The organism is Clostridium sp. 1001271B_151109_B4 (genome assembly GCF_015670405.1).
Lineage (GTDB): Bacteria > Bacillota > Clostridia > Clostridiales > Clostridiaceae > Clostridium.
The window spans coordinates 26,861-49,423 of sequence record NZ_JADPBQ010000017.1 but is presented as its reverse complement, the minus strand read 5'-3'; the positions used below and the strand labels follow the sequence as shown (position 1 = coordinate 49,423).

General features: G+C 29.4%; 18 protein-coding genes and 1 pseudogene. 15 read left to right on the top strand and 4 right to left on the bottom strand.

Annotated features, from left to right (window positions below; genetic code table 11):
* Window positions 1-3 precede the first annotated feature (3 nt).
* Entirely contained in the window at window positions 4-1,608 is a 1,605-nt protein-coding gene (locus tag I4V63_RS11995) for an AarF/ABC1/UbiB kinase family protein (protein ID WP_196001483.1), read from the top strand.
* Window positions 1,609-1,669: 61 nt separating this feature from the next.
* Window positions 1,670-4,291, top strand: coding sequence for a calcium-translocating P-type ATPase, PMCA-type (locus I4V63_RS11990; RefSeq protein ID WP_196001482.1), 2,622 nt, complete (start codon window positions 1,670-1,672; stop codon window positions 4,289-4,291).
* Between the two features lie 38 nt (window positions 4,292-4,329).
* Here I4V63_RS11990 and I4V63_RS11985 read toward each other — a convergent pair whose 3' ends face one another.
* Together I4V63_RS11985 and I4V63_RS11980 are read right to left on the bottom strand one after the other, a co-directional pair.
* Complete coding sequence (locus I4V63_RS11985; protein WP_196001481.1) at window positions 4,330-5,541, bottom strand: FprA family A-type flavoprotein; 1,212 nt, start codon at window positions 5,539-5,541, stop codon at window positions 4,330-4,332.
* A 205-nt stretch (window positions 5,542-5,746) separates the two neighbouring features.
* On the bottom strand, window positions 5,747-6,112 hold the full coding sequence (locus I4V63_RS11980) for a helix-turn-helix domain-containing protein (protein ID WP_196001480.1): 366 nt from the start codon (window positions 6,110-6,112) through the stop codon (window positions 5,747-5,749).
* Window positions 6,113-6,542: 430 nt separating this feature from the next.
* Between I4V63_RS11980 and nifJ the strand changes: the two genes are divergently transcribed.
* Together nifJ and I4V63_RS11970 are read left to right on the top strand one after the other, a co-directional pair.
* A complete protein-coding gene (gene nifJ, locus I4V63_RS11975; protein ID WP_196001479.1) occupies window positions 6,543-10,082 on the top strand; it encodes a pyruvate:ferredoxin (flavodoxin) oxidoreductase in 3,540 nt (1,179 codons plus the stop codon).
* A 263-nt stretch (window positions 10,083-10,345) separates the two neighbouring features.
* A complete protein-coding gene (locus tag I4V63_RS11970; RefSeq protein ID WP_196001478.1) occupies window positions 10,346-11,182 on the top strand; it encodes a metallophosphoesterase in 837 nt (278 codons plus the stop codon).
* Between the two features lie 53 nt (window positions 11,183-11,235).
* Here I4V63_RS11970 and pflB read toward each other — a convergent pair whose 3' ends face one another.
* Both pflB and I4V63_RS11960 read right to left on the bottom strand, forming a co-directional pair.
* A complete protein-coding gene (gene pflB, locus I4V63_RS11965; protein WP_196001510.1) occupies window positions 11,236-13,467 on the bottom strand; it encodes a formate C-acetyltransferase in 2,232 nt (743 codons plus the stop codon).
* Window positions 13,468-13,910: 443 nt separating this feature from the next.
* Window positions 13,911-14,090 (bottom strand): alpha/beta-type small acid-soluble spore protein, encoded by a 180-nt coding sequence (locus I4V63_RS11960; RefSeq protein WP_042400710.1) that lies wholly within the window; start codon window positions 14,088-14,090, stop codon window positions 13,911-13,913.
* Window positions 14,091-14,300: 210 nt separating this feature from the next.
* Between I4V63_RS11960 and I4V63_RS15940 the strand changes: the two are divergent.
* From I4V63_RS15940 to hisE, 11 genes and pseudogenes are all read left to right on the top strand, one after another.
* Window positions 14,301-14,403, top strand: a pseudogene (locus I4V63_RS15940) (iron ABC transporter ATP-binding protein); the annotation flags it as partial.
* Window positions 14,404-14,846: 443 nt separating this feature from the next.
* Window positions 14,847-15,911: an ATP phosphoribosyltransferase regulatory subunit gene (hisZ, locus tag I4V63_RS11955; RefSeq protein ID WP_196001477.1), complete on the top strand. Its 1,065-nt coding sequence runs from the start codon at window positions 14,847-14,849 to the stop codon at window positions 15,909-15,911.
* Between the two features lie 12 nt (window positions 15,912-15,923).
* Window positions 15,924-16,556: an ATP phosphoribosyltransferase gene (gene hisG / locus I4V63_RS11950; protein ID WP_196001476.1), complete on the top strand. Its 633-nt coding sequence runs from the start codon at window positions 15,924-15,926 to the stop codon at window positions 16,554-16,556.
* A 39-nt stretch (window positions 16,557-16,595) separates the two neighbouring features.
* Window positions 16,596-17,888: a histidinol dehydrogenase gene (hisD, locus tag I4V63_RS11945; protein WP_196001475.1), complete on the top strand. Its 1,293-nt coding sequence runs from the start codon at window positions 16,596-16,598 to the stop codon at window positions 17,886-17,888.
* Window positions 17,875-18,951 carry a histidinol-phosphate transaminase gene (gene hisC, locus I4V63_RS11940; RefSeq protein ID WP_243280500.1) on the top strand — a complete coding sequence of 359 codons (1,077 nt, stop codon included), beginning with the start codon at window positions 17,875-17,877 and terminating at the stop codon, window positions 18,949-18,951. Before hisD ends, hisC begins: the two co-directional genes overlap by 14 nt.
* The gene (hisB, locus tag I4V63_RS11935; RefSeq protein ID WP_196001474.1) at window positions 18,929-19,510 is read left to right on the top strand and encodes an imidazoleglycerol-phosphate dehydratase HisB; all 582 of its coding nucleotides are present in this window, start codon (window positions 18,929-18,931) and stop codon (window positions 19,508-19,510) included. The genes hisC and hisB overlap by 23 nt, the downstream gene beginning before the upstream one ends.
* A 27-nt stretch (window positions 19,511-19,537) precedes the next feature.
* Window positions 19,538-20,152 carry an imidazole glycerol phosphate synthase subunit HisH gene (gene hisH, locus I4V63_RS11930; protein WP_196001473.1) on the top strand — a complete coding sequence of 205 codons (615 nt, stop codon included), beginning with the start codon at window positions 19,538-19,540 and terminating at the stop codon, window positions 20,150-20,152.
* A complete protein-coding gene (gene hisA, locus I4V63_RS11925; protein WP_196001472.1) occupies window positions 20,149-20,871 on the top strand; it encodes a 1-(5-phosphoribosyl)-5-[(5-phosphoribosylamino)methylideneamino]imidazole-4-carboxamide isomerase in 723 nt (240 codons plus the stop codon). The genes hisH and hisA overlap by 4 nt, the downstream gene beginning before the upstream one ends.
* Window positions 20,872-20,890: 19 nt before the next feature.
* Window positions 20,891-21,652, top strand: a complete 762-nt coding sequence (hisF, locus tag I4V63_RS11920; protein WP_196001471.1) for an imidazole glycerol phosphate synthase subunit HisF — start codon at window positions 20,891-20,893, stop codon at window positions 21,650-21,652.
* A 48-nt stretch (window positions 21,653-21,700) separates the two neighbouring features.
* Window positions 21,701-22,021 carry a phosphoribosyl-AMP cyclohydrolase gene (gene hisI, locus I4V63_RS11915; RefSeq protein WP_196001470.1) on the top strand — a complete coding sequence of 107 codons (321 nt, stop codon included), beginning with the start codon at window positions 21,701-21,703 and terminating at the stop codon, window positions 22,019-22,021.
* 2 nt (window positions 22,022-22,023) lie between these two features.
* Window positions 22,024-22,344, top strand: a complete 321-nt coding sequence (hisE, locus tag I4V63_RS11910; RefSeq protein ID WP_196001469.1) for a phosphoribosyl-ATP diphosphatase — start codon at window positions 22,024-22,026, stop codon at window positions 22,342-22,344.
* Window positions 22,345-22,563 lie beyond the last annotated feature (219 nt).

The following is a 22,563-nucleotide window of genomic DNA, read 5'->3' as shown; positions in this document are numbered from 1 at the left end:
ATTATGGAGGGGAGTTCAGTTAATAGATTTAAAGAAATATTAAAAGTATTCACAAACTATGGATTAGGATATTTATTAGGCAAAAAAGAAGAAAAAGAAAAAAAATCCCCTTCAAATCTTAGAAAGGCATTTGAAGAATTAGGGCCAACTTTTATAAAAATAGGTCAAATATTAAGTACAAGGCAAGAACTAATACCGGAAGAATATATAGTAGAACTATCTAAATTACAAGATAATGTACCAGCTGATGATTTTGTAAATATGGCAAAGGTATTTTACAATGAATTTAATAAAAATATTGAAGAGGAATTTCTTTATATAGATAAAACACCAATAGCATCTGCTTCAATAGCTCAAGTATACAGAGGTGTACTTAAAAGCGGTGAAGATGTTGTTATTAAAATACAGAGACCTAATATAAAAGAAACTATGAATATGGATTTAGATATCTTAATTGGACTTAGTGAAAAGTTTACAAAATTTTTTAAGGATACAGTGGTTAATCCTAAAGAAATTTTTTTAGAAATTAAAGCATCAACTGAAAGAGAATTGAATTTTATTTATGAAGCTGAAAATATTGAGAAGTTTCGAGAATTAAATAAGGATAGTGCTTGTATTTATGCTCCTTTTATTATTTATGATTATACAGGTCAAAATATTTTGACTCAAGAAAATATTGAAGGATTTAAAGTAAATGATAAAGAAGCGATTGAGAGTTTAGGCTATGATAGAGATGATATTGCAAAAAAACTAACTCTTTCATATTTTAAGCAAGTATTGAAAGATGGATTTTTTCATGGGGATCCACATCCAGGTAATATATTAATTCGTGAAGGTAAAATATGTTTTATTGATTTTGGAATTGTAGGAATATTATCTAAAGAAAAGCAAGAGGAATTAAATTTGGCTATTACAGCAGTGGCAAACGAAGATATAGATAAACTTACTGATTTTGTTATGAATATAGGTATTAAGAATGGTAAAACGGATAGAGAGTTACTTTATAAGGATATTGAATACATGTTTAGAAATTATTATACTACTTCATTAAAAAATATAAAGATATCTGTATTGTTTCAAGAAATGTCCGATATAGCTAAAAGAAATAACCTAAGATTATCTAGTGATTTCACTATGCTTATTAGAACAATGGTTATGGTAGAAGGATTAGTTGCTGAGCTTTCCCCTGAATTAAATATTATTAATTTAGTAATACCATATGTTAAGGGGTATTATAAAAATTATTTTTTTGAGCAATTTGATGTTAATGATTATTTATTAAAAGGATATAAATTAACTAGGGATAGTTTAAATATTCCATCGCGTTTAATTTCTTTAGCGGATACTTTAATAAGAGGAAGAACAAAGGTTAACATAGTAATTGAAGATAAAGATAAATATATAGATGTATTAAATAAAATGGTGAATAGATTATCCTTTGCTCTGGTAATTGCCGGAATGATAGTAGGATCGTCCTTGATCATTAATATAAATCCAGCACCACGTTTATATGGAATTTCGATTATTGGATTAATTGGATATTTTGGTTCAGGTATCTTAGGTTTATGGTTATTGATTTCAATAATAAGATCTGGAAGTCTTAAATAATATAATCGTTAAATTAAGTAAATACTAATATTAGTACAAAAGAGAAGGGAAGGAGTTTTAAATGCATTATAAAAAGGAATATTCAGATGTATTAAATGAAGTAAGTAGTAATATAAATGGAATATCTGATCAAGAAGCAAAGATAAGGCTTGAAAAGAATGGATTTAATGAATTAAAGGAAGGAAACAAGGTTCCTATATGGAAAATGTTTTTAGAAAATTTTAAAGATCCATTAGTAATAATATTACTTATTGCTGCAATAGTACAAATTTTTTTAGGTGAATTTGTAGAATCTTTTATCATATTTGTAGTAGTAATTTTAAATGCTTTATTAGGGGTCACACAAACTCGAAAAGCTGAAAGCTCCTTAGATAGCTTAAAAAAACTATCTTCACCTAATGCAAAAGTATTAAGAGATGGCAAGAAAAAGACAATACCGGTAAGAGAAATTGTTATAGGTGATATAGTATTTTTAGAAGCTGGAGATTACATACCTGCAGATGGAAGATTAATAGAAGCACAAAGTCTAAAGGTTGTAGAAGGAATGCTTACAGGAGAAGCAGAGGCAGTTTTAAAGCATAGCGATAAGATTGAGGAAGAGGTTGGTATTGGAGATCAAAGAAATATGGTCTTTAGTGGCGCTACGGTAGTATATGGGAGAGGTACTTTAGTTGTTACAGCAACAGGGATGAATACTGAGGTAGGAAAAGTTGCAACATTATTAGAAAGTGCAGGTAATAAACAAACACCACTTCAAGAAAAATTAGATGATTTTGGAAAAAAGCTAGGTATAATAATTATGATTTTAGCAGCAGCTATTTTTATTATCCAAGTAATTAGAGGATATATAGATGGTGAAAATATGAAAAATCTAATATTTAATTCATTTATGTTTGCTATTGCTGTTGCTGTTGCTGCAATTCCAGAGGCTTTATCATCAATAGTTACAATTGTGTTAGCTGTTGGAACAAAAGATATGGCTAAAAAACAAGCAATAATAAGAAAGTTACCAGCTGTAGAGACACTAGGATCTACAAGTGTTATTTGTACAGATAAGACAGGGACATTAACGCAAAATAAAATGACAGTTGTTGACTTTTTTATGTATGGAGTAAATAAAGCTAAAGTAGGAGAAAAAAATAATAATTCAAGCCAAGTTGAGGCTATGGATTTGTCATCTACACTTTGCAATGATTCGGAAATAACAGAGACTGGAAAGGAAATTGGAGATCCAACAGAAATAGCATTATTAAGGTTTGCAGAAAAGAGAGGAATTGATTATAAAGAGTTACGAGAAAAATATGATAGATTAAGTGAAATACCATTTGACTCTGATAGAAAATTAATGTCTACTGTTAATTCTATTAACGGAAATTCAATTATGTTTACAAAAGGAGCTCCAGATGTTGTTTTTTCACGCTCTAATACTGTTCTTAATAATGGTGAATTAGAAAAAATGACTGAAGAAATTAAAAATCAATATAGAAAGGTAAATGAAGACTTTTCAAATAAGGCATTAAGAGTATTAGCATTTGCAGTTAAAGATGTTCCGGATGAAAATTTCGTTCCTTGCTTAGAAGATGAAACAGAAATGACTCTAGTTGGACTTACAGCTATGATAGACCCTCCAAGAGAACAGGTTTATGATGCTGTTAGGGAGGCAACTGGTGCTGGAATAAAAACAGTAATGATTACAGGAGATCATAAAACAACAGCTTCTGCTATAGCAAGAGAAATAGGAATAATGGGAGAAGATGATATTTCTTTAACAGGAAAAGAATTAGATGATTTATCAGATGTGGAACTTAAAGAAAAACTTGAACATATTACAGTTTATGCAAGAGTATCACCAGAAAATAAAATACGTATAGTAAAGGCTTGGCAAGAAAAGGGGTATATTACTGCCATGACTGGTGATGGAGTTAATGATGCTCCAGCATTAAAACAAGCTGATATAGGTATAGGAATGGGTAGTGGAACAGATGTAGCAAAGGATGCATCAGCCATGATTTTAACAGATGATAATTTTGCAAGTATTGTATCAGCAGTTGAAATTGGTAGAACAGTTTATAGTAATATCAAAAAAGCAATTACATATTTATTTGCAGGAAATTTAGGTGCAATAATTGCTATTTTATTTGCTGTATTTGTAAATTGGTCAAATCCATTTTCTGCATTACAATTATTATTTATAAATTTGATAAATGATTCTTTGCCTGCAATTGCATTAGGGTTAGAAATGGCTGAGCCTAATATAATGAAGGAAAAGCCAAGGGATGTTAATGAAGGAATATTAGCTGGTGGAACATGGCAAGCTGTTATAATAAGAGGAATGATAATAGGAGTTTTTGTTATACTAGCACAATATGTTGGAAATTTAACATCTCCAATGTTAGGAGAAGCAATGGCGTTTTCAACTGTAACACTTGCAAGGATTTTTCAGACATTACCTGCCAGATCAAATTATGAACCGGTTCTTAAGATAGGACTATTTAAAAACAAATATGTTATAGGTGCAATAATAGTATGTTTGTGCTTATATAGTGTTGTATTAATTCCGGGAGTAAGAGGTATTTTTGATATACCGGATAGTTTTGGGGGATTACAATTGGGAATTTGCTTATGTTTTGCGATAATTTCAGCATTGATTATGGATTTAAGTAAACTATTTAAAAGAAAATAATAAAAAATAAGGCTGATACTTAACATCAGCCTTATTTTTTATTTTAAAACTTTATTAGCGAATTCTAATCCAAAATCATAAGCAGCCTTTAAGTTTTCTTCGCTAGGTTTAAATAGTATACCTAGTGGTTCACATACTACGTTAAATTTAAGTTGTTTATATCTTTCATTAATATTTTTAAGAGCTTCTCCACTCCAACCATATGATCCAAAGCAACTTGCTGGTAATCCCTTATGAATGACTGGATTTAATGAAGATAAAATAGTCCATATTTGTGGTAAAGTATCACATAATAATGTAGGAGAACCTAGTAATAAACCGCTGCATTGATTGATTTCATTTAATACTTCATTCATGTCTGCCGTAACTAAGTTGTACATTAAAATATCAACATCAAAGCTTGAAGCTTCAATACCTCTTTTTATTTCCTTAGCAATTTTTTCAGTATATCCGTAGGCAGTAACATAAGGTATTACTATACTTTGTTTCTCTCTTTTTGTTGGTTGACACCATTCTCTATAAAGATTTATAAACTTTTCAATATTAGTATCATCTAATACTAATCCATGTCCAGGACAAATATATTTTAAATTTAAATCTTTGATTTTATCCATTGCTTTAATCATAAAAGGTTTAAAAGGTCCCATAATCATTCTGAAATAATAATTATAAGCTTCTATATAGTCATCTTCTTTACTATCTTCAATTGAACTTTTTAAAATACGTTCATCACAATAATGAGCACCAAAAGAATCACAAGTAATTAATGTTTCATCTTCAATTACATATGTGTACATTGTATCAGGCCAATGTAATTGAGGAGCACTAATGAATTTTAAAGTTTTATTACCTAAAGATAATGTTTCCCCATCTTTAACTATCTTACTTTTGAAAGGTTTATTAATAATTTCACTTAAATATTTAATAGCTAAAGTACTTCCAACTACAGTTGCATTAGGAGCATATTCAAGTATTTTTTCAACTGATCCAGCATGATCAGGTTCTGTATGATTAACAACAACATAATTTATATCTTCTAAATTCACAATAGAGCGAATTTTATCTAAGTGTTCATCAAAGAATTTTTCTTTTACAGTTTCAAACAATGCAATTCCATCAGAGCCCTGTAAAAGATAAGAGTTGTAAGATGTTCCAAATTTAGTTTCCATTATTATGTCAAAAATTCTTAGGTTTGGGTCAAGTGCTCCCACCCAAAATAGGTCTTGAGTTATTTTGAATGTATTAGACATGTAAAAATCTCCTTTTTTATTTATTATTAAATACTATATGGTCTATAATAATAATTATAATCTATCAATAATTATTGTCAATAAATAAACGAGGACAAGTATAGTGTTTTAATAAATTTATTTTAGTATTTGCAATAAAATCTTAATAGATTACAAGTAAAAAAAACTAGCTAACTCAACTATAATTGCTTGTTAGCTAGTTTTTTTAATTTCTAGTATTAGAGTATTCAACTCCATATGAATACATAGATTCAAGAAGAGGAATTATTTTTTTGCCGATATCAGTAAGCCCATATTCTACTTTAGGTGGAACAACAGGATAGACTTTTCTAAATATAAGATTGTCTTCTTCTAAACTTCTTAATTGATTAGTTAGCATTTTTTGAGTTGTATCTGGTAATTTACGCTTTAATTCGCTAAATCTTAAATTATCATTACTTAAATACCATAAGATTAAAATTTTCCACTTTCCAGATAATATTTTATGAACAAGTACCATTGGGCATGTTTGATATTTAGCACAACGATTATTAAGTCTGCAATCATTATGAAAAGTAAGTATTTTATTCATGATAAAACCTCCTTTATTCGTACAATTATAAATAATAACATAAATAAAGGGGTAAAACTATATACTTAGTATCTTTTTTGATACTATATATAAAAAAAGTGCCTTCTTGTAGAATATAGACATAAAGAGTAATATTATGAATAGTTAAAATATCTAATTTAATTTAGTTGGATTTTAATAATTCAATATAAAATGATTAGAAAATCTTTTAATTGTTATTTAAAAATTAAATGTATAAAGATGGTATTTTTCTATTGAAGAAATAGAAATATCTTATTATACTAATAAGTGACAAAAGATTACAAAATTATACTAAAAATATTTCTAGGAAAAGTACTAGAAAAAAAATAAAAATGAAGTATAATAATTATTATTAAATAACAATTATTATTTAAAAAACTTTTAGGATAATGAAAGAAGGTATATTATCATGGCAAAGAAAATGATGACTATTGATGGTAATACAGCTGCTGCTCACGTAGCATATGCGTTTACAGATGTAGCCGCAATATTCCCTATAACTCCATCTACTACAATGGCAGAGGTTGTTGATGAATGGTCTGCTCAAGGGAGGAAAAATATTTTTGGACAAACAGTTAATGTTGTAGAAATGCAATCAGAAGCAGGAGCTGCTGGTGCGTTCCACGGTTCACTTCAAGCTGGTGCATTAACAACTACTTTTACTGCATCACAAGGTTTATTACTTATGTTACCAAACATGTACAAGGTAGCAGGAGAATTATTACCAGGTGTATTCCATGTAAGTGCTAGAGCAATAGCATCTCAAGCATTATCAATATTTGGGGATCATCAAGATGTTATGGCAGCAAGAATGACAGGATGTGTTATGCTTGCAGCTGGATCAGTACAAGAAGTTGCTGACTTAGCTCCAGTATCTCATCTTGCAGCTATAAAAGGAAGATTACCTTTCGTAAACTTCTTTGATGGATTTAGAACATCTCATGAAATTCAAAAAGTTGAAGTTTTAGATTATGAAGATTATGCAGAAATGTTAGATAGAGAAGCTTTAAAAGAGTTTAGAAATAGAGCATTAACTCCAAACAACCCTGTTACAAGAGGAACAGCTCAAAACTCAGATATTTACTTCCAAACAAGAGAAGCTTCTAATAAATTCTATAACGATATAATTCCAATAGTTGAAGAATATATGGCTAAAATGGAAGAAAAGACAGGAAGAAGCTATGGATTATTCAATTACTACGGTGCAGAAGATGCTAAAGAGATAATTGTTGCTATGGGTTCAGTAACTGAAGCTATAGAAGAAACTATAGATGAATTAAATGCTAGAGGGGAAAAGTATGGATTAGTTAAAGTTCACTTATTCAGACCATTCTCAGTAGAACATTTATTAAAGGTTATACCACAATCAGTAGAAAAGATTTGTGTAATTGATAGAACAAAAGAACCAGGATGTAATGGTGAACCATTATACCTAGATGTATGTTCTGCATTCTATGGAAAAGAAAATGCACCTAAGATAGTTGGTGGACGTTATGGATTAGCTTCTAAAGATGTAACACCATCTGATATCAAAGCTATATTTGATAACTTAAAGAAAGAAAATTCTAAGAACTTCTTTACAGTAGGTATTGAAGATGATGTTACTTTCACTTCAATTCCGGTAGAAGAAGAATTAAGAATAGCAACACCAGGAACAGTTAGATGTAAGTTCTGGGGATTAGGATCAGATGGTACAGTTGGAGCTAATAAGCAAGCTATAAAAATTATCGGTGAAAATACAGATAAATACGTACAAGCTTATTTTGCATATGACTCAAAGAAATCTGGTGGGGTAACTATGTCTCACTTAAGATTTGGAGATACACCAATAAGATCAACTTACCTTATTGATGAAGCAGATTACATAGCATGTCACGTACAAGCTTATGTAAATCAATATGATTTATTAAAGGGACTTAAAAAGGGTGGAAACTTCGTATTAAATACAATTTGGAGCGAAGAAGAAATTGAAAGAAAATTACCAGCTAAGATGAAGAAATACATAGCTGAAAATGAAATAAACTTCTACACAGTTAATGCAACTAAGATCGCTTCTGAAATAGGATTAGGTAGAAGAATTAATATGATAATGCAATCTGCATTCTTTAAATTAGCAGAAATTATACCTGAAGAAGAAGCTACTGAATACTTAAAAGCTTCAATTAAGAAGGCTTACGGTAAGAAGGGTGACAAAGTAGTTAACATGAACTACGAAGCTGTTGAAGCTGGTATGAATTCATTAGTTAAAATAAATGTACCAGAAAGCTGGAAGACTGCTAGTGAAGAAGCTAAAGTAGAAACTAAAGAAGTAACGGATTTCGTTAAGAATATAATGAATCCAATGAATGCTTTAGAGGGAGATAAATTACCAGTAAGTGCGTTTAATGGATTAGAAGATGGTACATTCCCAGCAGGAACTGCAGCATACGAAAAAAGAGGTGTTGCTACAGAGGTTCCAGAGTGGAATATGTCAAAATGTATTCAATGTAATCAATGTGCTTTCGTTTGTCCACATGCATGTATTAGACCAGTTCTAGTAAATGATGAAGAATTAGCAAAAGCGCCAGCTGGATTTGAAACTAAGAAAGCTACTGGTAAAACATTAGCTGGATTAAACTACAGAATTCAAGTAAGTACATTAGATTGTACTGGATGTAATAACTGTGTTGATATTTGTCCAGCACCAGGTAAGGCATTAGAAATGAAACCACTTGGTACTCAAGTAGAAACAGAAGTTGCAAACTGGGAATTCTCAGTATCAAAAGAAGTATCAAACAAAGAACACTTAACTACAGGTAAAACAGTTAAGGATAGTCAATTCAAGCAACCACTTATCGAGTTCTCAGGAGCATGTGCTGGTTGTGGTGAAACTGCATATATTAAATTAGCAACACAATTATTCGGTGATAGAATGATGATTGCTAATGCAACTGGATGTTCATCAATATGGGGGGGTTCAGCACCTTCAACACCATATACTAAGAACCATGAAGGTAAGGGACCAGCTTGGGCTAACTCATTATTTGAAGATAATGCTGAGTTTGGATATGGTATGTTCTTAGCAGCTGATCAAATGAGAAAGAAAATAGCTTCAAATATGGAAAGCTTAATTTCTATGGATATAGCTGAAGAATATAAAGAAGTATTCAAGAATTGGTTAGAAAATAAAGATAACGGAGAACTTTCAAAAGTTCATTCAAGAGAAGTTGAAGCTATTTTAGCTGAAAATAACATTGAAAATAAAGAAGCAAAAGTATTAGTTGAAGAAATTAAAGAAAGAGCTGATTTCCTAGTTAAGAGATCACAATGGATCCTTGGAGGAGACGGTTGGGCTTATGATATCGGATACGGTGGATTAGATCATGTATTAGCATCAGGACAAGATGTAAATGTATTAGTATTTGATACAGAAATTTACTCTAACACTGGTGGACAATCTTCTAAATCAACTCCTGCTGCAGCTATGGCAAAATTAGCAGCTTCAGGTAAGAAGACTAAGAAGAAAGACTTAGGAAGAATGATGATGTCTTATGGAAATGTTTATGTTGCACAAGTAGCTATTGGTGCTGATAAGAACCAAGTAGTTAAAGCAATGCTTGAAGCAGAAGCACATAATGGACCATCAATCATTATTGCTTACTCAACTTGTATCAGTCATGGATTAAAGAAGGGAATGGGATTCTCTATAAGAAACATGGATGAAGCAGTTAAGGCTGGATACTGGCATTTATACAGATTTAATCCAGAATTAAAGGAACAAGGAAAGAATCCATTTATCTTAGATTCTAAAGAGCCACAAGGAAGCTTTAGAGACTTCATAATGGATCAAGTAAGATACTCTGCAATTGCTAAGCAGTTCCCAGAACAAGCGGAAGAATTATTCCAAATGACAGAAGAACATGCTAGACAAAAATATGCAGAATTAAAAAAATTAGCTGAACAAGAATAATTATAGTTATATTAAATGGGAATGAGACAAGAGTGTTTCATTCCTATTTTTTTTAGGAGGAAATTAAATAAAACTAATTAGTAAAATATGAATAGAAAGAAGTATTATTTTAATACTTCTAATTAATGATAATAAAAGTTTCAATTTTGAACTTTAAATTAATATTTATTAAATATTAATAATAAAAAGTTGCTTTTTATTATTAGTATCTTATAATTATATAGACTATAATAGTTATATTATATTGCTAAAGGAGAGAAGTAATGGAGATAATTGTAATATTAGTATTTATAATAATAATGTTTTGCTATTATGAAAATAATGTTTTTGATACAACAAATATAAGTATAAAGTGTAATGTAAATGAAAAAATAAGAATAATACATCTTTCAGATTTACATAGTAAAGAGTTTGGAAAGAATAATAATAGGTTAAGAAAAGTTATAATTAATAAAAAACCTGATATTATATTTGCAACAGGAGATATGATAGATTCAAGTTTGAAAAATATGGATAAAATAATAGCTTTTTTAGTAGAGCTAAATAAAATTATTCCAGTAGTATATATACCAGGAAATAATGAAATGAGAACTGAAAAAATTGAAGAAATATTGGAAAAGCTTGATAATGGAAAGATTATTGTATTAAATAATGAAATTAAAGAATTATATTTAAATAGAAATAAGGTGCATATATTAGGCTTGGTAGAAAGAAGACAAGATGACGGTGAAATGTTTTATAATAAAATAAATAGCAAATATTACTATGATAATTATAAAGAGCTATTTGAAGAGTTAGAAAAGAAGGATGGAACTAAGCTTGTTTTATCACATTATCCTGAAAACTTTAAAGCTGTAGGAGAATATTCATATAACAAATATAATTTTGATATTATGTTTTCAGGTCATGCCCATGGAGGGCAATTTATACTACCATTTATAGGGGGATTATTTGCACCAGGTCAAGGGATTTTACCAAAGTATTATAAAGGAGTATATGGAGAAAGAAATAAATTAGTAGTTAGTAGAGGGCTAGGTAATAGTGGATTTCCATTGAGACTATTCAATAGGCCAGATTTGGTAATTGTTGATTTAATTTAAAAAATAAGAGCTTATTGCATATGCAATAAGCTCTGTTTAATATTATAAACAAATTACATTGATTTGTGGAATGTTCTGTTTATAACGTCTAATTGTTGTTCTCTTGTTAATTTAATGAAGTTAACAGCATATCCAGAAACTCTGATAGTTAATTGTGGATATTCTTCTGGGTGATCCATAGCATCTAATAAAGTTTCTCTATTAAATACATTTACGTTTAAGTGTTGAGCACCTTGAGAGAAGTATCCATCCATCATAGTACCTAAGTTGTGGATTCTGTTTTCAGGTGTTTTTCCTAATGCATCTGGAACGATTGAGAATGTATTAGAAACACCATCTTGTGAATGTTCGTAAGGAAGTTTAGCAACTGAGTTTAATGATGCTAATGATCCGCTACAGTCTCTTCCGTGCATTGGGTTAGCTCCTGGTGCGAATGGTTCTCCAGCTTTTCTTCCACATGGAGTAGTACCAGTCTTCTTACCGTAAACAACGTTTGAAGTGATTGTTAATACTGATTGAGTGTGGTAAGCATTTCTGTAAGTCTTGTTTTGTCTGATCTTATTCATCATGCTTTCAACTAACCATGCAGCAATTTCATCAACTCTGTCATCGTCGTTTCCGAATTTAGGGAAATCACCTTCAACTTCGAAATCTACAGCTATTCCTTCTTCATTTCTTATTGGCTTAACTTTAGCGTATTTGATTGCAGAAATAGAGTCAGCACAAACTGATAAACCAGCTATACCACAAGCCATAGTTCTGAATACGTCTCTGTCATGTAAAGCCATTTGTAATTTTTCATATGAATATTTGTCATGCATGTAGTGTATAACATTTAATGTATTAACATAAAGGTTAGCTAACCAATCAGTCATAACATCGAATCTTTCCATAACTTCGTTGTAATCTAAGTATTCACCAGTTAATGGAGCAGTCTTAGGTCCAACTTGCATTCCGTACTTTTCATCTTTACCACCGTTTATAGCGTAAAGTAAAGTTTTAGCTAAGTTAACTCTAGCACCGAAGAATTGCATTTGCTTACCAACTCTCATTGCAGATACACAACAAGCGATAGCGTAGTCATCTCCCCAGTATGGAGTCATTAAATCATCATTTTCGTATTGAACTGATGATGTATCAATAGAAACCTTAGAACAGAAATCTTTAAATCCTTGAGGTAATCTAGTTGACCATAAAACAGTTAAGTTTGGTTCTGGTGATGGTCCTAAAGTATATAATGTGTTAAGTATTCTGAATGAGTTCTTAGTTACTAAAGTTCTACCATCTAATCCCATACCACCGATTGATTCAGTAACCCAAGTTGGATCTCCTGAGAATAAATCGTTGTATTCTGGAGTTCTTAAGAATTTAACTAATCTTAACTTCATTACGAAGTGGTCCATTAATTCTTGAGCTTCTTCTTCAGTTATAACACCATTTCTTAAATCTCTTTCGATATAGATATCTAAGAATGTAGAAGTTCTTCCTAAAGACATCGCAGCACCGTTTTGGTCTTTGATAGCTCCTAAGAATCCAAAGTATAACCATTGGATAGCTTCTTTAGCGTTAGTAGCTGGTTGTGATATATCAAATCCGTAAGTAGCAGCTAGTCCTTTTAATTCGTTTAATGCAACAATTTGATCAGAGATTTCTTCTCTTAATCTGATTACATCTTCATCTATAGTTTTAACTTCTAAAGATAATTTTTGAGCATTTTTATCTTCGATTAATCTATCAACACCGTATAAAGCAACTCTTCTGTAGTCACCTATGATTCTTCCTCTACCATAAGCATCTGGAAGACCAGTGATAACACCAGATTTTCTAGCTAATCTCATTTCTGAAGTATAAGCATCGAAAACTCCTTGGTTATGAGTTTTTCTATATTTAGTAAATATTTCAGAAATTTTTGGGCTTACTTCGTACCCATAAGCTTTAGCAGCATTTTCAGCCATTCTGATACCGCCGTATGGCATAACTGCTCTCTTTAATGGAGCGTCAGTTTGTACACCAACAATTTTTTCGAAAGCTTGGTCAATATAACCAGGGTTGTATTCATTAATTCCAGATACAGTTTCTGTATCTACGTCTAATACTCCACCATTTTCTCTTTCTTTTTTGAATAATTCACTAACTTCAGCCCAAAGCTTAGTTGTAGCTTCAGTAGCTCCAGCTAAGAAGCTATCATCACCTTCATATGCAGTGTAGTTAGTTTGAATAAAGTTTCTTACGTCAATACTTTTTGTCCATGAACCTGTTTTGAAATCATTCCATTGTTCTTTCATCATAGCGCCTCTTTTCTAATTATTTAAAATTATATCAACAGTATTATCATATTTGTTAATAATAATTATTGTTTATTAATAACAATTATTATTTAACAATGGCCTATTTAAACTATATCACTAATTTTTCAAATTTTCAAGATAGAAATAAAAAAAATTACTACAAAAATTATAGCGAAATAGTACATAAATTATAATATCATAGTATTACATTATAATCAAAGGGAAGAAGTGGAGGTGTTATGCATAATATTGAAGGAATTATTAACAAAATGTAAAAAATAAATAATATAGAGATAAAATAGTTAAAAATTTAACAATAAATAATGATTAAATTGTAAATTTTATAAAAATTAATAAAAAGAGTCTATATAATATAACTTCATTTTCAGAAGACTTATTATATAAACTCTTTTTTGTAATTAATAAGTTTATTTATTTTTTTAGATTCCTTTTTCGTATTGTTCTACCATTCTTTTAACCATTTCTCCACCAACGCTTCCGCATTGTTTTGAAGTAAGATTACCATTGTAGTCAGTGAAAGGAACTCCCATTTCACTTGCTACTTCATTTTTGAACTTTGATAAACCATTTTTTGCTTCTGGAACTAATTTTTGTGCCATTATAAAGTTCCTCCTTTTAAATATTTATTTATAAAGTAATCATTTACTTTACACTATTATGATGTGTAAAAAAGCATTTAATAATCTATAAAAAAGTAGGTAATGGTTCCAAAAAAAATATTTCTATATAACAGATACCTTAATTAATATGCTTTAACTAAATTGTAATAATATTCAATTAGTAAATATAGCAAGGTAGGTTATCTAACTTGGGATAACAAAGAATTAGCAAAAAATAACTATATTAAGACAATAAAATAATATAAATATTAGATTAACAATTAAAGAGTTAGTTAGCTTTGCTAGGTTTCCTTTAAAGAAGCAATTGAAGAATTAAATACTAAAGTAACCGAAAAAGAAATTAATGGAAAATGAATGTGTATAAAAATTGAAATATTGTTTATTTAGATCTAACTATTTGCTATATAGCAACAGGTGGATTTATATCTACAATGACAATGGTTGAAGAAATTGATAGTGCTATAAAATAGTTTAAAAGGCTAATTACATTTTAAGTAACTAATTTTTTGTTATGTAAAAATTAATAAAATATAAAACAATTACTAATGATTAAAACAAATTAATATTTATAAAAAGATAAAAATGAAATTTTACCAAAAATATATAAAAATGTATGGTAAAATAATAATTGACAAATAAAACCAAAAGGGGTATTATTACTAATAATAATAATAACTTTAATACTTTAACGTGCTAAAGGGGGAGATTTAAATCAAAAATATTATACCAGAAGGAATGAGAGATTTTACTATTGATGAGTGCAAAAGGAGAAATAAGATTATAGAAACTATTACTGAAAGTTTTAAAAGCTGGGGATATAGTGAAGTGTCTACACCAACAGTTGAATACTATGAAACCTTCAATCATAAAACTCAAGATTTAAAAGAAGAAGAAATGTACAAGTTCTTCGATAATAGAGGAAGGATTTTAGTATTGAGACCTGATATGACGGTGCCTGTTGCAAGATTAGTTAATACCAAACTAAAAGAAATGGAGTTACCATTAAAACTTTTTTATAGTGCTGAGGTTTTTAGAGTTCATGAGAGTTTTGAAGGAAAAAGAAATGAATATTTAGATTGTGGAATAGAATTGATTGGGGCATCAGGAGAAAAAACTGACTTAGAGGTATTAGTAACAGCCTTAGAAGTATTGAAGGCATTAGATACTAAAAAAGAATTTAAGTTAGAAGTAGGTAATGTAAACATATTAAAATCAGCATTAAAAGATATGAATTTATCTATTGATAATCAAAACAAGGTTATTGAATTAATTAATAAAAAGAGTTTAACAAGTTTAAAAGAATATTTAGATGATATAGAAATTAAAGAAGAGTATAAGGAATTTTTAAATAAATTCCCTTGGCTTTTTGGTGATTATGAAATGATTAAAAAAGCTAAAGAGTTAGCATTTAATGAAGATATTAAAAAAAATATAGAGTATCTTGAAAATTTATATTTAAATTTACAAATGCTTGGATATGAGAAGTATATATCTGTGGATATTAGTATGGTGCCAAGAGTTAACTACTATTCGGGAATAATATTTAAGGGATATGTAAAAGAAATAGGTTCAACAGTTATTAGAGGTGGAAGATACGATAATTTATTAGATAACTTCGGTAAAAGCATTCCTGCAATAGGATTTTCAGTAGATGTAAATCTGCTTATTGATTCTTGTGATTATGAAGAAAAAGTTAAAGGTGAAAAAGTTATTTTAAATGAAGATAATTATTTAGAAGAATTAAAGAAAGTCATAAATAAAACTAGGAATGGTGAAAAGGTAGAAATAATTTATAAATAGAATTAAAAGGGTGTGGGTGAGTTGATTAGTATAGCACTTACAAAAGGTAGGATAGAAAAAGAAGCAATTAAGCTATTAGAGAAAGCAGGATTTGGAGTTGAAGAATTAAAAGATAAGGGAAGAAGGTTAGTTTTTAATGACACCAAAAATGATGTGAGATATTTTTTAGTTAAAGCTAACGATACTGTTACATATGTAGAACATGGAGTAGCAGATATTGCAATAGTAGGTAAGGACACATTATTGGAAAAAGAAGAAAATTACTATGAAGTATTAGATTTAGGTATGGGAAAATGTAAATTTATTGTAGCAACATTACCAGATGCTAATATTTTTAATAGAATAGGGCATATAAAAATAGGAACAAAGTATCCAGAGGTAGCAAAAAAGTATTTTGCGGGCAAAGGAATGGATGTTGAAATTATAAAAATAGAAGGATCTGTAGAACTTGCACCTATACTTGGAATTAGTGAAGGTATTGTAGACATAATGGAAACAGGTACAACACTGAAGGAAAATGGGCTAGTTGTTGTAGATGAAATTTGTGATATTAGCTCAAGAGTTATAGTAAATAAATCTAGTTTTAAATTAAAAAGAAATGAAATAAATAGTTTTATAGATAAAATAAGAGCAGTATGTAATTAATAGTGTTTGTTATATAAAAATAAAGGGGGCAAATTTAATATGATAGACATAGTAGAATTAAGTAATAAGAGTATAAATGAAATTGTAAAAAATTTAAAAAAGAGAAATAACACAGCTGATGTAAGAAAAAATGTTGAAGATATTATTAAAGATATTAAAGAAAATGGAGACAAGGCATTAAGAGAATATACATTAAAATTTGATAAAGTAGATTTAAGGGATTTTTTAGTTTCTGAAGAGGAAGTCAATAGTGCTTACAATAAATGTGATAAGTCTATATTAGAAATATTAGAAGAAAGTAAGGATAATATTACTAAGTATCATGAAAAGCAAAAAAAGACAGGCTATCTTTATCAAAAGGAATTGGGAATTTTTATGGGGCAAAGAATAATTCCAGTTGAAAGTACAGGCGTATACGTCCCAGGGGGAAAAGCAGCATATCCTTCATCAGTATTAATGAATGTAATTCCGGCAAAGGTTGCAGGGGTTAAAGAAATTATAATTGTAACGCCACCTAATAGTAATGGTGAAATTAATCCCAATATATTAGTAGCTGCTAAAATTTGTGGTGTTAATAAAATTTATAAAATTGGAGGAGTACAAGCCATTGCGGCATTAGCTTATGGAACAGAAAGTATTAATCCAGTAGACATGATAGTTGGGCCAGGAAATGCATATGTAGCAGAAGCAAAGAGGCAGGTTTACGGAGTTGTTGGTATAGATATGGTTGCTGGACCTAGTGAGATTTTAGTTATTGCTGAAAATGGTGCAAATGCAAGATATATTGCTGCGGATATGATGTCACAAGCAGAACATGATGAATTAGCATCCTCTATTTTATTAACAACATCTAAAAAGTTGGCTTTAGATGTTAAAAATGAAATTGGTATTCAAATTAAAAATCTATCAAGAAAAGAAATAATAGAAAAATCTTTAAGGGATTATGGAAAAATAATTGTGTGTAAGGATATTGATGAATGTATAAAGTTATCAAATTTAATTGCACCAGAACATTTAGAAATTTTACTTGAAAATCCTTTAGATTACTTAGATGAAATAAAAAATGCAGGATCTGTTTTCTTAGGAGCATATACACCAGAACCAATAGGAGACTATTTTGGTGGTACAAATCATGTATTGCCTACTAGTGGAACAGCAAAATTTTCATCACCGTTATCAGTTGATACCTTCGTGAAAAAATCATCATTCTTATCTTATTCAAAGCGTGCATTATATAGGGATGGGAATAAGATAATAAAGTTTGCAAATGAAGAAGGTTTAACTGCTCATGCAAATTCCGTAAAGGTAAGGTTAGAAGATGAAGAAAATTAAAAGCTATAAAGGGATAATGAATGATGAAATTGGTATAAGAGCAAATGGTAATGAAAGTTATAAAAATATTACAAAAGATGAATTGAATGAGGTTATTAATGAATTGAAAAAAGTAAACTTTAATAGATATCCTGATAATGATTCTATAGATATAAGAAAAGCATATGCAAATGTAATTGGAGTAAGTAAAGAAAATATTATTGCTGGTAATGGGTCAGATGAGATGATTGCTTTAATAATAGATACTCAAATAACTAAAAGGAAGACTGTGCTAACTATTAATCCAGATTTTTCAATGTATGATTTTTATACTTCTTTAAATGATGGGATAATTAAAAAGTATAATACAGAAAAAGATGGTGAGTTCTCAGTTAATAAATTTATAGCATATGGTAAGAAAGTAGAGCCGCAAGTTATTATTTTTTCTAATCCTAACAATCCAACAGGTCATGTAATAAGTACAGAGGATATTATTTTTATTTTAGAATCATTTAAAGATACTTTAGTAGTTGTGGATGAGGCTTATTATGAATTTTATGGACAAAGTATGATTGGATTTATAGAAAAGTATAGAAATTTAATTATTACAAGAACATTATCTAAAGCTTGGGGATTAGCGGCATTAAGAATAGGATTCTTAATTGCAAATAAGGAATTGATTAAAAGCTTAACTACAGATAAGGTTCCATACAATTTAAATACATTTTCTCAACTAGTGGGATGTGTTGTGTTAAAACATCCGGAAAAGATATTAAAAAATGTTGAAGAAATAGTGTATGAAAGAGAAAGATTATATAAATATTTAAAGGGAATAGAAGAGAATAGCAATGATGAAATTAAGTTTTATAAATCAAAGGCCAACTTTATTTTTGGTAGAACAAAAAGTAAAGAAAAATTAAAAAAAGCGCTAGAGGACAAAGGGGTATTAATAAGATATTTTGATGATGATAGCTTTAGAATTTCAGTGGGTTCGCCTTTAGAAAATGATTTTATCGTAAACATTATAGAAAATGTAATGTGTTGTTGTGTGAGGGAGAAGTATGAAGAGAGTGTCTCAAATTAATAGAAAAAGCAATGAAACAAATATAGCTTTAGAAATTTCTTTAGATGGAGACGGAAAAAGCAGTGTAAAAACAAATATCGGATTTTTTAATCATATGATTAATTTATTGGCATTTCACAGCAATATAAGTATTAATTTAAATGCAGATGGTGATATTGATGTTTGTGATCATCATTTAGTTGAAGATGTTGGAATAGCTTTAGGAAAATGTATAAATGAAGCATTAGGAGAAAGGAGAGGAATAAAAAGATATGGAACTTTCTTTCTTCCTATGGATGAATCACTAGTAATGGTATCATTAGATATTAGTGGGAGAAGTTATTTACATTTTGAAGGAGAATTTAAAAGAGAAAATATAGGTGATTTTTCTACGGAAATGGTTAAGGAATTTTTTAGAGCAGTTGCATTTAATGCCGGAATTACATTACACATAAAGGTCTTATATGGGGAAAATGATCATCATAAAATTGAAGGGATTTTCAAAGCTTTTGGAAGAGCATTAAAGGAAGCTATTACTATTGAGGGTAATAGCATACCTTCTTCTAAGGGTATTCTTTAAAGATTTTAAAGAATTGTAGGAGGATGTATGATTATAATTATTGATTATGGAATGGGAAATTTAAAGAGTGTATATAATGCTTTAATAAAACTTGGATTTAATTGTCGTATTTCCGGGGAAATAAAAGATATAGAAAAAGCAAATAAATTAATATTGCCGGGAGTTGGAGCTTTTAAGGATGCAATGGATAATTTAGAGAAAATGAATTTAATTCCTATAATAAATAAAAAGGTTAATGATGGGTGTCCATTACTAGGTATTTGTTTAGGTATGCAAATGCTTTTTGAAGAAGGCTATGAAGGAGAGCATAGAAAGGGGCTTGGATTTATAAATGGTACAGTTAAGCTAATGGAGCCAAATGAAGAAGTGAAAATACCTCATATAGGATGGAATAGATTAGAAATTAATAAAAAAAGTGAAATATTTAATGGTCTTAATGATGAAAGCTTTGTTTATTATGTTCATAGTTTCATGGCAACAAATATGCTAGCAGATAATTTAGTTGCATATTCAGAGTATGGTGGAATTAACATACCTGGAATGGTGAATAAAAAAAATATATATGGAGCACAATTTCATCCAGAAAAAAGCGGAGAAGTTGGATTGAAAATACTTAATAATTTTGGGGAGTTGATTGTATGATTATAATTCCAGCCATAGATATTATAGATGGTAAACCAGTGAGGCTTTATCAAGGTGACTATGATAAGAAGGAAATTGTAGGAGAAGATATATTAGAAATATCAAAGGGCTTTGAAAATGCGGGGGCAAGCTATATTCATTTAGTTGATTTAGATGGAGCAAAAAAAGGTGAATTAGTTAATAAAGAAATAATTATTAAGGTTGTTAATGAAGTAAATGTACCAGTAGAAGTTGGTGGAGGAATTAGAACTTATCAAGATGTTAAATATCTAATAGATAATGGAGTAAGTAGGGTAATTTTAGGTACGGTTGCAATTGAGGATTCCGAATTTGTTAAAAGAGTTGTTAATGAATTTGGAGAAAAAATTGCAGTTGGAGTAGATTGTAAAAATGAATATCTATGTGGAAGAGGCTGGATTGAAGAAAGCAAGCTTCATTATATTAGTTTTTCTAAAAAGATGGAAGAGTTAGGTGTCAAAAATATTATTTTAACTGATATTAGTAAGGATGGAACTTTAAAAGGTACAAATATAGATATGCTTAAAAAGTTAGGTAAAAATATAGAAATCAATTTAACAGCCTCAGGGGGAGTAGCTGGAATTGATGATATTAAAGAACTTAAAAATTTGAATATATATGGTGTGATTGTTGGGAAAGCAATATATTCAGGATACATAAATTTAAAAGAAGCTATTGATTTATGTAAAACAAATTCCTAAAAGGATTGAAGGTGAAGGTATGCATACAAAAAGAATAGTACCCTGTTTAGACGTAAGAGCTGGAAAAGTTGTTAAGGGGATAAACTTTGTAGGAATAAAAGAAGTTGGAGATCCTGTTGATCTTGGGGAATATTATTATAAACAAGGTGCTGATGAACTTGTTTTTTTAGATATTACTGCAACTCATGAAGGTAGAGGGATAATGGAAAAAGTAGTTGAAAGAGTCTCCGAAAAGATTTTTATTCCATTTACTGTAGGTGGGGGATTAAGAAATATTAGTGATATAAAGAGAATATTAAGAGCTGGTGCTGATAAGGTAAGTTTAAATTCTGCAGCTGTAAGAAATAAGGAGTTAATAAAAGAAGGAGCTTATTATTTTGGAAATCAATGTATTGTTTTAGCTGTAGATGCAAAAAAGAGAGCTGATAATAGTGGCTGGAATGTTTTTGTTAATGGTGGAAGAATTGATACCGGCATAGATGCACTTAGATGGATAGAAGAAGGCGCTAGATTAGGAGCTGGTGAAATATTATTAACTTCAATGGATGCAGATGGAACTAAGAAAGGTTTTGATATAGAGCTCACTAGAAAGGTTAGTGAACTTACTAATGTTCCAGTGATTGCTTCTGGTGGTTGTGGGACATTAAAAGATTTTGAAGAGGTATTTGAAGATGGAATGGCAGATGCTGCATTAGCAGCTTCATTATTCCATTACGGTGAATTAAGTGTTAGAGAAGTAAAAGAATATTTAAGACAAAGAAATGTTGCAGTGAGAATTTAATAATATAATTTATTAATATAAAGATAAATGATTAATGGGAGGTTTGAAATGAAAAAAATAATTTTAGACTTTGAAAAAGGAAATGGATTGATACCTACTGTTATTCAAGATTATGAAAGTAATGAAGTATTGATGGTTGCTTATATGTCAGAAGAAAGTCTTAGACTTACTTTAGAAAGTAAAAAGACGTGGTTTTATAGCAGGAGTAGAAATGAGCTATGGAATAAAGGAGCTACTTCAGGACATTTTCAAGAGGTTAAAGAGATTTGGACAGACTGTGATAATGATACATTATTAATTAAGGTGATTCAAAGTGGAGCAGCATGTCATACTGGTAAAAAGAGTTGTTTCTTTAGGAGGGTGTGTTAAATATGGTATTAGAAGATATATTTGAAATTATTAAAGATAGAAAAGAAAATGGAGAAGAGGGTTCATACACTAAATATTTATTTGAAAAAGGCACAGATAAAATATTGAAAAAAGTTGGGGAAGAATGCACTGAGGTGATAATTGCTGCTAAAGGTGAAGATAAAAATGAGATAGTAAACGAAATTTGTGATTTAGCATATCATGTACTGGTGCTTATGGCAGATAAAGAAATAACTTTAGAACAATTAAATGAACAATTAACAATTAGAAGAAATAAGATTAATAATTTTAAAGGTGAAAGAAAAAATATTGATAATGTTTAGTAAATTTTACTGAATTAAAGAAATAGATCTTTTATGAGTTATTAAAAAGTTTAATTGATAAAGATAGATGGATTAAATTAAAATTAAGACATTATATTAATGAAATAAAGAGCTAATGTTTTTATATAAATATGAAGGCATTAGCTTTTATATTATTTTAATATTAAAAATATAAATCAAATTTAAGTAAAAATTCACGAATGTGATTAATTGATGTTT